The sequence below is a fragment of the Lysinibacillus sp. NPDC097287 genome (assembly GCF_044761695.1).
GTDB lineage: Bacteria > Bacillota > Bacilli > Bacillales_A > Planococcaceae > Lysinibacillus.
Genome location: NZ_JBIWCX010000013.1, coordinates 105,412 through 120,821 on the forward strand (window position 1 = coordinate 105,412; position 15,410 = coordinate 120,821).

General features: G+C 39.9%; 10 protein-coding genes and 1 other annotated feature (1 of these 11 running past the window's edge). All 10 genes read left to right on the forward strand.

What is annotated here, in order from left to right; all coding sequences use genetic code 11:
- Positions 1-84, forward strand: a sequence feature (ribosomal protein L10 leader region); it begins 63 nt to the left of the window's first position.
- A gap of 32 nt (positions 85-116) precedes the next feature.
- The 10 genes from rplJ to ACIQ2D_RS17070 all read left to right on the forward strand — a co-directional run bounded on the left by rplJ (position 117) and on the right by ACIQ2D_RS17070 (position 15,405).
- A complete protein-coding gene (gene rplJ / locus ACIQ2D_RS17025; protein WP_402866125.1) occupies positions 117-617 on the forward strand; it encodes a 50S ribosomal protein L10 in 501 nt (166 codons plus the stop codon).
- Between the two features lie 73 nt (positions 618-690).
- On the forward strand, positions 691-1,050 hold the full coding sequence (rplL, locus tag ACIQ2D_RS17030; RefSeq protein ID WP_402866127.1) for a 50S ribosomal protein L7/L12: 360 nt from the start codon (positions 691-693) through the stop codon (positions 1,048-1,050).
- 225 nt (positions 1,051-1,275) lie between these two features.
- On the forward strand, positions 1,276-1,878 hold the full coding sequence (locus ACIQ2D_RS17035) for a class I SAM-dependent methyltransferase (RefSeq protein WP_402866129.1): 603 nt from the start codon (positions 1,276-1,278) through the stop codon (positions 1,876-1,878).
- 241 nt (positions 1,879-2,119) lie between these two features.
- Entirely contained in the window at positions 2,120-5,695 is a 3,576-nt protein-coding gene (rpoB, locus tag ACIQ2D_RS17040; protein WP_402866131.1) for a DNA-directed RNA polymerase subunit beta, read from the forward strand.
- A 168-nt stretch (positions 5,696-5,863) separates the two neighbouring features.
- A complete protein-coding gene (rpoC, locus tag ACIQ2D_RS17045; protein ID WP_402866133.1) occupies positions 5,864-9,550 on the forward strand; it encodes a DNA-directed RNA polymerase subunit beta' in 3,687 nt (1,228 codons plus the stop codon).
- 490 nt (positions 9,551-10,040) lie between these two features.
- The gene (rpsL, locus tag ACIQ2D_RS17050) at positions 10,041-10,460 is read left to right on the forward strand and encodes a 30S ribosomal protein S12 (RefSeq protein ID WP_010860613.1); all 420 of its coding nucleotides are present in this window, start codon (positions 10,041-10,043) and stop codon (positions 10,458-10,460) included.
- Positions 10,461-10,609: 149 nt separating this feature from the next.
- Positions 10,610-11,080: a 30S ribosomal protein S7 gene (gene rpsG / locus ACIQ2D_RS17055; protein WP_402756707.1), complete on the forward strand. Its 471-nt coding sequence runs from the start codon at positions 10,610-10,612 to the stop codon at positions 11,078-11,080.
- Between the two features lie 80 nt (positions 11,081-11,160).
- Entirely contained in the window at positions 11,161-13,239 is a 2,079-nt protein-coding gene (gene fusA, locus ACIQ2D_RS17060) for an elongation factor G (protein ID WP_402866135.1), read from the forward strand.
- A 142-nt stretch (positions 13,240-13,381) separates the two neighbouring features.
- Positions 13,382-14,569, forward strand: a complete 1,188-nt coding sequence (gene tuf, locus ACIQ2D_RS17065; RefSeq protein ID WP_402866137.1) for an elongation factor Tu — start codon at positions 13,382-13,384, stop codon at positions 14,567-14,569.
- A gap of 146 nt (positions 14,570-14,715) precedes the next feature.
- Positions 14,716-15,405: a response regulator gene (locus tag ACIQ2D_RS17070; RefSeq protein ID WP_483869751.1), complete on the forward strand. Its 690-nt coding sequence runs from the start codon at positions 14,716-14,718 to the stop codon at positions 15,403-15,405.
- Positions 15,406-15,410 lie beyond the last annotated feature (5 nt).

Sequence of the window (15,410 nt, forward strand, 5' to 3'; positions counted from 1 at the left end):
ACATCGGAATTCGGATTCTTATTTTAAAGATGATGACTTTCAGCCTCTGTGTCTATATGACCCAGAGGCTTTTCTTTTGTCGGTATAAATGACCCATTCTAATAGGAGGTGTCATCATGAACAAAGCAATCGAAAACAAACAATCACAAGTACAAGAAATCACTGAAAAATTCCAAAGCGCTGCTTCTGTAGTAGTTGTGGATTATCGTGGTCTTAATGTTGCACAAGTGACTGAACTTCGTAAGCAACTTCGTGAAGCTGGCGTTGAGTTCAAAGTTTACAAAAACACTTTAACTCGTCGTGCTGCTGAAGCTGCAGGCGTTGCAGGAATCAATGAAGTATTAACTGGTCCTAACGCTGTTGCGTTCTCAACTGAAGATGTTGTAGCTCCTGCTAAAATCATCAACGAGTTCGCTAAGAAAAACGAAGCTTTAGAAATTAAAGCTGGTATTATCGAAGGTACAATCGCATCTGTTGAAGATGTTAAAGCACTTGCAGAACTTCCATCACGCGAAGGTCTTCTTTCAATGCTTTTATCTGTACTTCAAGCTCCAGTGCGCAACTTCGCACTTGCAACAAAAGCTGTTGCAGAACAAAAAGAAGAACAAGGCGCGTAATTACTTACGTAGCATAACTTCTGCGGCTTGACCGCAAAAAACAAAAACATTATCCAATTAGGAGGAAATTATAATGAACAAAGAGCAAATCTTAGAAGCTATCAAAGCTATGACAGTTCTAGAATTAAACGATTTAGTAAAAGCAATCGAAGAAGAATTCGGTGTAACAGCTGCTGCTCCAGTAGCAGTAGTTGCTGGCGGTGCTGCTGCAGCTGAAGAAAAAACTGAATTTGACGTAGTATTAGCTTCTGCTGGTGCAGAAAAAATCAAAGTTATCAAAGCAGTGCGTGAAATCACTGGTTTAGGTCTTAAAGAAGCTAAAGAAGTTGTAGACAACGCTCCTAAAGCTCTTAAAGAAGGTATTTCTAAAGATGAAGCTGAAGGCATCAAAGCTAAACTTGAAGAAGTTGGCGCATCTGTAGAAGTTAAGTAATTTCTAATTACTTTTATACAAAGGGAAGCTCGTCATTTGTGGCGAGCTTTTTCTTCATTTAAGATAGGGAAGTAAAACTTATTTCTGTATCGAGACTTAAGCGTTGTAATGTGCGCCTGCTTTGATTCTTTAGGAAGGTTGTGAGACACTTTCGTTAAGGAACCTTAGCATTCGTTTAGCATGAATGTACGCTTTAGTTCTTTTCTATATGGGGAGGCGTAAAGAGTGTCAGAACATTATTATTCAAACAAGCCTCAAACTGAGAGTAAGCCACGTCATTGGACATTCAAGTTGCTTGGGCATACGTTTTCATTTGAAACAGATGCAGGTGTATTTAGTAAAAGCGAAGTAGATTTTGGATCCCGTGTGTTAATTGATACGTTTGAAATGCCTGAAGTTGAAGGTGCGATTTTTGATGTGGGTTGTGGCTATGGACCGATTGGGTTGTCAATTGCCAAAGTAAATCCGGAACGTACTGTTTTTATGATGGATATTAATGAACGTGCAGTTGCGCTTTCGCAGAAAAATGCGCAAGTGAACGGTGTTCAAAATGTACGAATATTTGTTAGTGATGGACTATCGAGTGTTGATGGTGAAACGAAAGCTGCTGCAATTTTAACAAATCCGCCAATTCGAGCGGGGAAGGACACAATTTATCGTTTTTATGATGGTGCGTATGAGAAGTTGGTGGCATCGGGAGAGTTGTGGGTTGTTATTCAGAAAAAGCAAGGTGCTCCATCAACGGTGAGTTACTTAGAAGAAAAATTTTCAGAAGTCGATGTTGTAGAAAAGAAAAAAGGGTACTGGATAGTACGCGCGAAAAAATAAATGAAATATGTATAAAATATTGACTTGACAAATCGGCTATGATAACATGATACAATGCAAAAATATTATTTTGAGGTCGTATGCCCTTTTGTATATGAATGTTTTTAGTTGGGTATACTTGCCAAGATAAGTTTAGTTAACCGAAAATGAGATCTTTTTGAAGACTCGTTTTCTTTTTGTCTTTCGGAATCATACACTATTTGTATGATTTTGCAAAGACCTAATATCGCTTTATTGAGGGGTGAATGAGTTGACAGGTCAACTAGTTCAGTACGGACAACACCGCCAGCGTAGAAGCTTTGCGCGTATTAAAGAGGTGCTTGAGCTTCCAAATCTGATTGAGATTCAAACGGCGTCTTACGAGTGGTTCCTTGAAGAAGGTTTACGTGAAATGTTCCGTGACATTTCGCCGATCGAGGACTTTACAGGTAATCTTTCATTAGAATTCATCGATTATACATTAGGCGATCCTAAGTATGATGTAGATGAGTGTAAAGAGCGAGATGTAACTTACGCAGCTCCATTACGCGTGAAAGTACGTCTTCATAACAAAGAAACAGACGAAGTGAAAGAACAAGATGTATTCATGGGTGATTTCCCATTAATGACAGAAACAGGAACGTTCATCATCAACGGTGCTGAGCGCGTTATCGTTTCACAATTAGTTCGTTCACCAAGTGTGTATTTCCATGATAAAACTGATAAAAACGGTAAAAAAGGCTTCGGTGCGACAGTAATTCCAAACCGTGGTGCTTGGTTAGAATATGAAACTGACGCGAAGGATGTCGTGTATGTACGTATTGATCGTACACGTAAATTACCAGTAACAGTGTTACTACGCGCTTTAGGTTTTGGTTCAGACCAAGAAATTATCGATATTATCGGTGACAATGAATATTTACGTAATACGTTAGAAAAAGATAACTCTGAAAGTACTGAGAAAGCACTTTTAGAAATCTACGAACGTCTACGTCCAGGTGAGCCACCAACAGTTGAAAGTGCGAAGAGTTTATTATATTCTCGTTTCTTTGATGCAAAACGCTATGATTTAGCGAATGTTGGTCGCTACAAAATGAATAAAAAGCTTCATATTAAAAATCGTTTATTCAACCAAACGATTGCAGAAACGCTTGTAGATCCAGAGACAGGCGAAATTTTAGTAGAAAAAGACACAGTTCTTGATCGTCGTACACTAGACAAAATCTTACCGTACCTAGAAGATACTTCAAAAGGTATTGGTTTCCGTACTTTAACACAAGTCGGTGGTGTACTTGAAGATGATGTAACAATCCAATCTATTAAAATCTATGCACCAAAAGATGAAGCACAAAAAGAAATCAATGTAATCAGCAATGCGTACATTGATGAAGAAGTGAAAAACATTACACCTGCTGACGTATTATCATCAGTAAGTTACTTCTTCAATCTACTTTACCAAGTAGGAGCAACTGATGACATCGACCACTTAGGTAACCGTCGTCTGCGTTCTGTTGGTGAGTTATTACAAAATCAATTCCGTATTGGTTTATCTCGTATGGAACGTGTAGTACGTGAGCGTATGTCTATTAATGACACAGCTTCTATCGTGCCACAACAATTGATTAATATTCGTCCTGTAATTGCGTCAATTAAAGAGTTCTTCGGTAGCTCTCAATTATCTCAATTCATGGACCAAACAAACCCATTAGCTGAGTTGACGCACAAACGTCGTCTATCTGCATTAGGGCCTGGTGGTTTAACACGTGAGCGTGCTGGTTTCGAAGTACGTGACGTTCACTATTCTCACTATGGTCGTATGTGTCCGATTGAAACGCCAGAGGGTCCGAACATCGGTTTAATTAACTCATTATCTTCATTCGCAAAAGTAAATAAATTTGGTTTCATCGAGACACCTTATCGTCGTATCGATCATGAAACTGGTAAAGTAACAGACCAAATAGATTATTTAACAGCTGATGAAGAAGATAACTACTATGTAGCACAAGCGAACTCACTATTAAATCCAGATGGTACATTCACGAAGGACGAAATAGTAGGTCGTTTCCGTGGAGATAATACGGTGTTCAACAAATCGCAAATTGACTACATGGATGTATCTCCTAAACAAGTAGTATCTGCTGCGACAGCTTGTATTCCGTTCTTAGAAAACGATGACTCTAACCGTGCACTTATGGGTGCCAACATGCAACGTCAAGCGGTTCCTCTTTTAAACCCAGAAGCACCATTCGTTGGTACTGGTATGGAACACGTAGATGCGCGTGACTCAGGTGCTGCAGTTGTAGCAAAATATGACGGTATCGTAGAGCATGTAGAAGCACGCTCAATTCACGTTCGTCGTATTGAAACTGTTGACGGTAAAGAAGTTAAAGGCGATTTAACGAAATATAAATTACAGAAATTCATTCGTTCAAACCAAGGTACTTCGTACAACCAACGTCCACTTGTGAAAGTTGGCGAACGTGTAAAACCTCGTGATATTTTAGCAGACGGTCCTTCTATGGAACGTGGTGAGCTTGCACTTGGTCGTAACGTACTAGTTGCGTTCATGACTTGGGATGGCTTCAACTATGAGGATGCTGTAATCATGAGCGAACGCCTTGTAAAAGATGATGTATATACATCTGTTCATATTGAAGAATATGAATCAGAATCTCGTGATACGAAATTAGGACCTGAAGAAATTACGCGTGACATTCCAAACGTTGGGGAAGATGCGCTTCGTAACTTAGACGAACGCGGTATTATCCGTATCGGTGCGGAAGTACGTGACGGTGACATTCTTGTTGGTAAAGTTACTCCTAAAGGGGTTACAGAACTAACTGCTGAAGAACGTCTGTTACACGCAATCTTCGGTGAAAAAGCACGTGAAGTACGTGATACTTCATTACGTGTACCTCATGGTGCAGGTGGTATCGTACTTGACGTTAAAGTATTCAACCGTGAAGACGGCGATGAATTACCACCAGGCGTTAACCAATTAGTTCGTGCTTATATTGTTCAAAAACGTAAAATCCGCGTTGGTGACAAAATGGCCGGACGTCACGGTAACAAAGGTGTTATCTCTCGTATCTTACCGGAAGAGGATATGCCATTCATGCCAGATGGTACTCCTGTTGATATCATGTTAAACCCACTTGGCGTACCTTCTCGTATGAATATCGGACAAGTTTTAGAGCTACACTTAGGTATGGCTTCTCGTTACTTAGGTATTCATATGGCAACACCGGTATTCGATGGTGCCAACGAAGATGACGTTTGGGAGACAATGGAAGAAGCAGGTATGAACCGTGACGGTAAAACAATCCTGTATGATGGACGTTCAGGTGAGCCATTCGATAACCGTGTATCAGTTGGGATCATGTACATGATCAAACTTGCCCACATGGTTGACGATAAACTTCATGCACGTTCAACTGGTCCTTACTCACTTGTTACACAACAACCACTTGGCGGTAAAGCACAATTCGGTGGACAACGTTTCGGTGAGATGGAAGTATGGGCTCTTGAAGCATATGGAGCTGCATACACTCTTCAAGAAATCTTAACAGTAAAATCCGATGACGTGGTAGGTCGTGTGAAAACATACGAAGCCATCGTTAAAGGTGAAAGTGTACCAGAGCCAGGCGTTCCAGAATCATTCAAAGTATTGATTAAAGAACTTCAATCTCTAGGTATGGATGTAAAAATGTTAACAATCAATGATGAAGAAGTAGAGCTTCGTGATTTAGACGAAGAAGAAGATCTTCAACCAGCTGATGCGCTTAACATTGCACCAAATGTAGATAAAGAAGAAGAGCCAGTAGAGTCATTTGAATAATTAATTTCAAATTAGTCGGGCAGGATTTAATGCCCTGTCCGACTTTTTCTTTATTATTGGAAGATAAAAATTTTAATCTTTTGTCAAAGAAACACATTTTTTGCAAACGATTGTCGAGCTGCGTAAAAGAGTCTTTTTAAAGACCTATACTAAAGGGAGGTAGGCTCCTTGATAGATGTTAATGAATTTGAATATATGAAAATTGGTTTAGCTTCTCCTGACAAGATTCGTTCTTGGTCTTATGGTGAAGTCAAAAAACCTGAAACAATCAACTACCGTACACTAAAACCAGAAAAAGATGGTTTATTCTGTGAACGTATTTTCGGTCCAACAAAAGACTGGGAATGTCACTGTGGTAAATACAAACGTGTACGCTATAAAGGCGTAGTTTGTGACCGCTGTGGCGTTGAAGTAACACGCGCGAAAGTTCGTCGTGAACGTATGGGTCACATCGAATTAGCAGCACCAGTTTCTCATATCTGGTACTTCAAAGGTATTCCTAGCCGTATGGGTCTTATCCTAGATATGTCTCCACGTGCCTTAGAAGAAGTTATTTACTTTGCTTCTTATGTTGTCATCGAACCAGGTGCAACGAATTTAGAAAGCAAACAACTTCTTTCAGAAAAAGAATACCGCGCATACCGTGAAAAGTTCGGTACTGGCTTTGAAGCAGCAATGGGTGCAGAAGCAATTAAAAAGCTTCTTAGCAAAATCGATCTTGAAGATGAAACACACTCTTTAAAAGAAGAGTTAAAAACTGCACAAGGTCAACGTCGTACTCGTGCGATTAAACGCCTTGAAGTTGTAGAATCATTCCGTAACTCAGGCAACATGCCAGAGTGGATGATTTTAGACGTATTACCTGTAATCCCACCAGAGCTTCGTCCAATGGTGCAATTAGATGGTGGTCGTTTTGCAACGTCTGACTTAAATGATCTATATCGTCGTGTTATCAACCGTAACAACCGTTTAAAACGTTTATTAGACCTTGGTGCACCAAGCATCATCGTACAAAACGAAAAACGTATGTTACAAGAAGCTGTAGATGCTTTAATCGATAACGGTCGTCGTGGTCGTCCAGTAACTGGTCCTGGTAACCGTCCTTTAAAATCACTTTCACATATGCTGAAAGGTAAACAAGGTCGTTTCCGCCAAAACTTACTTGGTAAACGTGTTGACTACTCTGGTCGTTCGGTTATCGTAGTAGGTCCAAACTTAAAAATGTATCAATGTGGTTTACCAAAAGAAATGGCTATCGAACTATTTAAACCTTTCGTTATGAAAGAGTTAGTAGAACGTGGTCTTGCACATAACATTAAATCGGCTAAACGTAAAATTGAGCGTTTAAACAACGATGTATGGGACGTTTTAGAAGACGTTATCCGTGAGCATCCGGTATTACTTAACCGTGCACCGACGCTTCACCGTCTTGGTATCCAAGCATTCGAACCAACATTAGTTGAAGGTCGTGCAATTCGTCTTCACCCATTAGTATGTACAGCTTATAACGCTGACTTCGATGGTGACCAAATGGCGGTTCACGTACCACTATCAGCAGAAGCGCAAGCTGAAGCACGTTTACTAATGCTTGCTGCACAAAACATCCTGAACCCGAAAGATGGTAAACCAGTCGTAACACCATCTCAAGATATGGTATTAGGTAACTACTACTTAACACTTGAGCGTGAAGGTGTCCGCGGTGAAGGTACAATCTTCTATGGTCCAAATGAAGTGTTAATCGCATACCAAACAGGTCATGTTCACCTGCATACACGTATCGCGATTAAAGCAGGTTCGTTACAAAACGAAACATTTACAGAAGAACAAAATAACAAATTCCTATTAACAACTGTTGGTAAAGTAATCTTTAACGAAATCTTGCCTGAATCATTCCCTTACATCAACGAGCCGACTGATTTCAATTTAGAGCAAGAAACACCAGCAAAATACTTCGTTAACTTAACAATTGATGAAGAAACGTTAAAAGAACTTGAAGCTGATGCAGCTTACAATGAACTTGATGAAAAAGAAAAAGTCGAGGCACAACGTTCAGCTGTACTTCGCAAATACTTTGCATCAGCGCCAGTTGTAAACCCATTCCGCAAAAAGTTCTTAGGGAACATCATTGCTGAAGTATTCAAACGTTTCCACATTACTGAAACGTCTAAAATGCTTGACCGTATGAAAAATCTTGGATTCAAATATTCAACTAAAGCTGGTATTACTGTTGGTGTATCTGACATCGTGGTTTTACCGGACAAAGGTGATATTTTAGCAATCGCACAAGACAAAGTGGATAAAGTTCAAGCACAATTCCGTCGTGGTTTTATCACGGAAGAAGAACGTTATGATCGTGTTATCTCTAGCTGGAGTGCAGCGAAAGATGAAATCCAATCAAAACTAATGAAATCACTTGAGAATACAAACCCAATCTTCATGATGTCTGACTCGGGTGCCCGTGGTAACGCATCTAACTTTACACAGTTAGCTGGTATGCGTGGTCTGATGGCCAACCCGGCTGGTCGTATCATCGAACTTCCAATCAAATCTTCATTCCGTGAAGGTCTAACAGTATTGGAATACTTCATCTCTACGCATGGTGCTCGTAAAGGTCTTGCCGATACAGCCCTAAAAACTGCCGATTCAGGTTACTTAACTCGTCGTCTAGTAGACGTAGCACAAGATGTTATTGTTCGTGAAGATGACTGTGGAACTGACCGTGGTTTAACAATTGGTGCGTTAATGGAAGGTACAGAGTTAATCGAAGGCTTAGACGAACGTATTGTTGGTCGCCATACGAAGAAAACGATCTATCATCCAGAAACTGGTGAAGTGATTTTAGCGAAAGACGGTTTAATTGATCAGGATATTGCTCGTGCTATTATTGAGCTAGGATTCGAAGAAGTTACAATCCGTTCTGCGTTTACATGTAATACAAAACATGGCGTATGTAAAAAATGTTACGGCATGAACTTAGCAACAGGTGAAGAGGTTGAAGTTGGGGAAGCAGTTGGTATTATTGCGGCTCAATCAATCGGTGAACCAGGTACACAGTTAACAATGCGTACATTCCATACAGGTGGGGTTGCCGGGGATGATATTACACAAGGTCTTCCACGTATCCAAGAGATTTTTGAAGCTCGTAATCCTAAAGGTCAATCAGTTATTTCTGATATCGCAGGTACAGTTTCAGACATCACTGAAATTCGTGAAGGTCTAAAAGAGATTACAATTGAAGGTGAAGTAGAAACACGTAAATACCCAGCACCTTACAATGCTCGTCTGAAAGTACAAGAAGGCGACTTTGTAGAACGTGGTCAAGTATTGACAGAAGGTTCTATTGATCCAAAACAATTATTAAAAGTAAAAGACGTTTCAACAGTTCAAGTGTATCTGTTAAAAGAAGTACAAAAAGTATACCGTATGCAAGGGGTAGAAATTGGAGATAAACACATCGAGGTAATGGTTCGCCAAATGCTACGTAAAGTGCGTGTAATTGAAGCTGGTGATACAGAACTACTACCAGGCTCATTACTCGATATCCACCAATTCTCAGAAGCAAATGCAGATGCTGTGTTAAATGGCAAAAACCCTGCAACTTGCCGTCCTGTTATTCTTGGTATTACAAAAGCTTCTCTTGAAACAGAATCATTCTTATCTGCTGCATCATTCCAAGAAACAACTCGTGTGTTAACGGATGCTGCTATTAAAGGTAAACGTGATGAACTTCTTGGTCTGAAGGAAAACGTAATTATCGGTAAACTTGTTCCTGCAGGTACTGGTATGCAACGTTACCGTCAAATCCGTATTGAAAAAGATGAGCTTGATTTAGAAGAAACGGTTTCTGCTGAATAAGCTTCAAAATAAGCGCCAAAGGGATGATTACTTAATTATCCCTTTGGACTTTTTTAGATATTGGTTGACAGTCGAATTCTATAATGATAATATATTGAAGGTTGATAGTTAACTGTCTATCCTTTGGAGGATATGTAAATGTCCTATGAAAAAGTAAAATAGGCTGGTCAAGCAATCAAAAGGTATAAAGCAAGCAGTAAAAGCAATGCGAGCTGGTTCAGTGAAAGAGCTTTTTATGGCACTTAATGCAGACAATTGGGTAATTGATTTGGCCATTACTTTCGCGAGAGAAATCGATATACCAGTTATTCTTATTAAGTTTTCAAGAAAAGTTTGGCAATGCCTGTGGGATCCACGTTGGCACTGCAGTCGTTGCAATTGCTGTACAGTAGTTTTTGTGTATAAAACACAAAGACTTTGTTTTTACCCAAAAAATGAACCACCTGGATGTGTGGTATTAACAAGGAATAAATGAAGGGAGGAAATACCGATGCCTACAATTAACCAATTAGTACGTAAGCCTCGTCAATCTAAAATCACGAAATCAAAATCACCAGCGTTAAACAAAGGATATAACTCATTTAAAAAATCTTTAACTGATGTTAAATCTCCACAAAAACGTGGTGTTTGTACTCGTGTAGGTACAATGACACCTCGTAAACCAAACTCAGCGTTACGTAAATACGCTCGTGTACGTTTAACTAACCAAATCGAGGTTACAGCTTATATCCCAGGTGAAGGCCACAACTTACAAGAGCACAGTGTTGTTCTTATCCGTGGCGGACGCGTAAAAGACTTAGCGGGTGTTCGTTACCATATCGTACGTGGAGCTCTTGATACAGCTGGTGTAAACGGTCGTTTACAATCACGTTCTAAATACGGAACAAAACGCCCTAAAGAAAAAAAATAATTTAACATTATATAGCGTTGCTTAATAATGAGCCTTGGGTAGTTGTCGCGAATTTCAAATCTTGCTAGCAGATTTGAAATTTGAACGATAAATACAATAAGGTAATTTCCACAAAATAAATCGATAACTATTCGAAAGGAGGAAAACACATGCCTCGTAAAGGTCCTGTTTCCAAACGTGACGTGTTACCAGATCCAATTTACAATTCAAAACTAGTAACTCGTTTAATTAATAAAATGATGGTTGATGGTAAAAGAGGTACTTCTCAAAAGATTTTATACGGTGCGTTCGAAATCGTTAAAGAACGTTCTGGTGAAAATCCAATTGAAGTATTCGAAGCTGCTCTAAACAACGTAATGCCAGTTCTTGAAGTACGCGCTCGCCGTGTTGGTGGTTCTAACTACCAAGTACCGGTTGAAGTACGTCCAGAACGTCGTACAACTTTAGGTCTTCGTTACCTAGTTAACTATTCTCGTCTTCGTGGTGAAAAAACTATGGAAGAGCGTTTAGCTAACGAAATCCTAGATGCTTCAAACAACACTGGTGCATCAGTTAAGAAACGTGAAGATATGCACAAAATGGCAGAAGCGAACAAAGCATTCGCTCACTACCGCTGGTAATTTAACCTATGTGTTAGCTAATTGGCTAACACAAGGTTTTTTATACAGTCTTTACCCCAATATGGAAGGAGAAATTTCCTATGAAACGCGAATTCTCACTTGAGAATACTCGTAATATTGGGATCATGGCTCACATTGATGCTGGTAAAACAACAACAACTGAGCGTATCCTTTATTACACTGGTAAGATTCACAAGATCGGTGAAACTCATGAAGGTGCTTCTCAAATGGACTGGATGGAGCAAGAGCAAGAACGTGGTATTACAATCACTTCTGCTGCGACAACAGCCCAATGGGATGGCCACCGTGTAAACATCATCGATACTCCTGGACACGTAGACTTCACTGTAGAAGTAGAGCGTTCATTACGCGTACTTGACGGAGCTGTAACAGTACTTGATGCTCAATCTGGTGTTGAGCCTCAAACTGAAACTGTATGGCGTCAAGCTACAACATACGGTGTTCCACGTATTGTATTCATCAACAAAATGGATAAAACAGGAGCAGATTTCCTATATTCTGTAGGAACTCTACACGATCGTTTACAAGCAAACGCTCACCCTATCCAATTACCTATCGGAGCTGAAGATCAGTTTTCTGCAATTATCGACTTAGTCGAAATGAAAGCTACTTTCTATGGCGACGAAAAAGGTACAGCAGTAACTGAAGGTGAGATTCCTGAAGAACACCGCGCACAAGCTGAAGAATACCGTGAAAAATTAATCGACGCTGTTGCAAGTGTTGATGAAGATATCATGGAAAAATATTTAGAAGGCGAAGAAATTTCTGTTGCAGAACTTAAAGCGGCTATCCGTCGTGCTACGATCGCAGTAGAATTCTACCCAGTAATCTGTGGTACAGCATTCAAACACAAAGGCGTACGCCCAATGTTAAATGCAGTTGTCGATTACTTACCATCTCCAGTTGATGTGCCAGCAATTAAAGGTACTGATATTGATGGTGATGGGGAATTAGAACGTCGTCCTTCTGATGAAGAGCCATTCGCTGCTCTTGCATTCAAAGTTATGACTGACCCATTCGTAGGTAAATTAACTTTCTTCCGTGTGTACTCTGGATCATTAGAATCAGGTTCATACGTGCAAAACTCTTCTAAAGGTAAACGTGAGCGTGTAGGTCGTATCCTACAAATGCACGCTAACTCTCGTGAAGAGATTTCTAAAGTATTCGCTGGGGACATCGCAGCAGCAGTAGGTCTTAAAGATACTACTACTGGTGATACTCTATGTGACGAGAAAAACCTAGTTATTCTTGAATCAATGGAATTCCCTGAGCCAGTAATTTCTCTTTCTGTAGAACCAAAATCTAAAGCAGACCAAGATAAAATGGGTCAAGCTTTAGCTAAACTACAAGAAGAGGATCCAACTTTCCGTGCTCACACTGACACAGAAACTGGACAAACAATCATCTCAGGTATGGGTGAGCTTCACCTTGATATCCTAGTTGACCGTATGCGCCGTGAATTTAAAGTAGAAGCTAACGTAGGTGCTCCAATGGTATCTTACCGTGAAACATTCCGTAGCTCTGCAAAAGTTCAAGGTAAATTCACTCGCCAATCTGGTGGTCGTGGACAATATGGTGACGTAACGATTGAGTTCTCTCCAAATGAAGAAGGTAAAGGCTTTGAATTCGAAAACGCTATCGTTGGTGGTGTAGTACCACGTGAATACATTCCTGCAGTAGAAGCAGGTCTTCGTGACTCTCTTGACCGCGGTGTTGTAGCTGGTTACCCACTAATCGACATTAAAGCGAAATTAGTATTCGGTTCTTACCATGACGTTGACTCGAATGAGATGGCGTTCAAAATTGCTGCATCTATGGCTCTTAAAGAAGCTGCGAAACAATGTGACGCTGTTATCTTAGAACCAATGATGAAAGTTGAAGTTGTAATTCCAGAAGAATATCTTGGTGATATCATGGGTAACATTACTTCTCGTCGCGGACGCGTTGAGGGTATGGATGCTCGCGGTAACTCTCAAGTTGTTCGTGCAATGGTTCCACTATCTGAAATGTTCGGATATGCTACAACTTTACGTTCTGCTACACAAGGTCGCGGTGTATTCTCAATGACATTTGATCATTATGAAGAAGTACCAAAATCAATTGCTGCAGAAATCATCAAAAAAAATAAAGGTGAATAATTGAATTTTCATCTTGCATAAAGTATAACTAATTTTGTAAGCTATGATTGAAGATGGTGGATGGGCCCGTTTGCCATCAGAAGTCATGCTATAAAATTTTTTCAAAAAATTTAATCATACAATTTTGAGGAGGCTATCTCTAATGGCTAAAGAAAAATTCGACCGTTCAAAAACGCATGCTAACATTGGTACAATCGGACACGTTGACCATGGTAAAACAACTTTAACTGCTGCTATCGCAACAGTTCTTTCTAAAAAAATGGGTGGGGAAGCTAAGTCATACGCTGATATCGACAACGCTCCAGAAGAAAAAGAACGTGGTATCACAATCAATACTTCTCACGTAGAATACGAAACTGATACTCGTCACTATGCACACGTTGACTGCCCAGGACACGCTGACTATGTTAAAAACATGATCACTGGTGCTGCACAAATGGACGGCGGTATCTTAGTAGTATCTGCTGCTGATGGCCCAATGCCACAAACTCGTGAGCACATCCTTTTATCTCGTCAAGTAGGTGTTCCTTACTTAGTAGTATTCATGAACAAATGTGATATGGTTGACGACGAAGAATTATTAGAATTAGTAGAAATGGAAATCCGTGACCTACTATCTGAATATGACTTCCCAGGCGACGATCTTCCAGTAATCAAAGGTTCTGCTCTTAAAGCTCTTGAAGGCGAACCAGAATGGGAAGAAAAAATCGTTGAATTAATGGACGCTGTAGATTCTTACATCCCAACTCCAGAACGTCAAACTGACAAACCATTCATGATGCCAGTAGAGGACGTATTCTCTATCACTGGTCGTGGTACAGTTGCAACTGGCCGTGTTGAACGTGGTCAAGTTAAAGTCGGCGATGTTATCGAAATCGTTGGTATTACTGAAGAAGCAAAATCTACAACTGTAACTGGTGTAGAAATGTTCCGTAAATTATTAGACTACGCTGAAGCTGGTGACAACATCGGTGCATTACTTCGTGGTGTAGCTCGTGAAGAAATCCAACGTGGACAAGTATTAGCTAAACCAGGCTCAATCACTCCACACACAAACTTCAAAGCTGAAGTTTATGTATTATCAAAAGAAGAGGGTGGACGTCATACTCCATTCTTCACTAACTACCGTCCTCAGTTCTACTTCCGTACAACTGACGTAACAGGTATCTGTAACTTACCAGAAGGCGTTGAAATGGTAATGCCTGGTGACAACATCGAAATGACTGTAGAACTTATTGCTCCAATCGCTCTTGAAGAAGGTACTAAATTCTCTATCCGTGAGGGTGGACGTACTGTAGGCGCTGGCGTAGTTGCTACTATCCAAAAATAATTTTAGCTAACGCTAATTTTCTAAAACCAACTTGTAGGGACGCTTACAAGTTGGTTTTTTTGCGTTCTTATGGTTTTTACAAGTGAAGCCTCTTGCAGATTGTAATTTTACTTTATGGTAAAATTATTGGTAATGAGGTGATAGATATGGAAATGAAAGTATTGTTGATAGAAGATGATCCATCAATTTTTGATATGATTAAAGAGCGATTTGGTCAATGGTCACTACAAATTGTAGGTCCGCAAAATTTTCAAAAGGTGATGGATGATTTTATTAAAGAAAAACCACAATTAGTGCTTATTGATATTCAATTGCCTGCGTATGATGGCTTTCACTGGTGTCGTGAAATTCGCCGCGTTTCTAAAGTGCCAATTCTTTTTCTATCTTCTCGCGATCACCCGATGGATATGGTCATGGCAATGCAAATGGGAGCAGATGATTTTGTGCAAAAGCCATTTCATATGGAAGTACTACTGGCGAAAATTCAGGCTATTTTACGTCGCACTTACGATTATGTAGAAGAGCCATTAGAGGTAACGCGCTTTAATGGTGCAGTGATCGACTACGCTCGAAGCGAAATTACGTTTAATGGACAGCTAGTGTCATTAACGAAAAATGAGTTATTTATCCTCCGTGTGTTAGTAGAAAAAGTCGATCATATTGTTTCAAGGGATGACTTAATGCGTAAATTGTGGGACGACGAACGTTTTGTAAATGATAATACGCTATCTGTAAATGTTAATCGCTTGCGCATGAAATTAGAGGCAATTGAACTTCATGATGTCATTGTCACAAAAAAGGGACTTGGCTATATTGCAGTGACGCAAGGAGCGTGAACGAA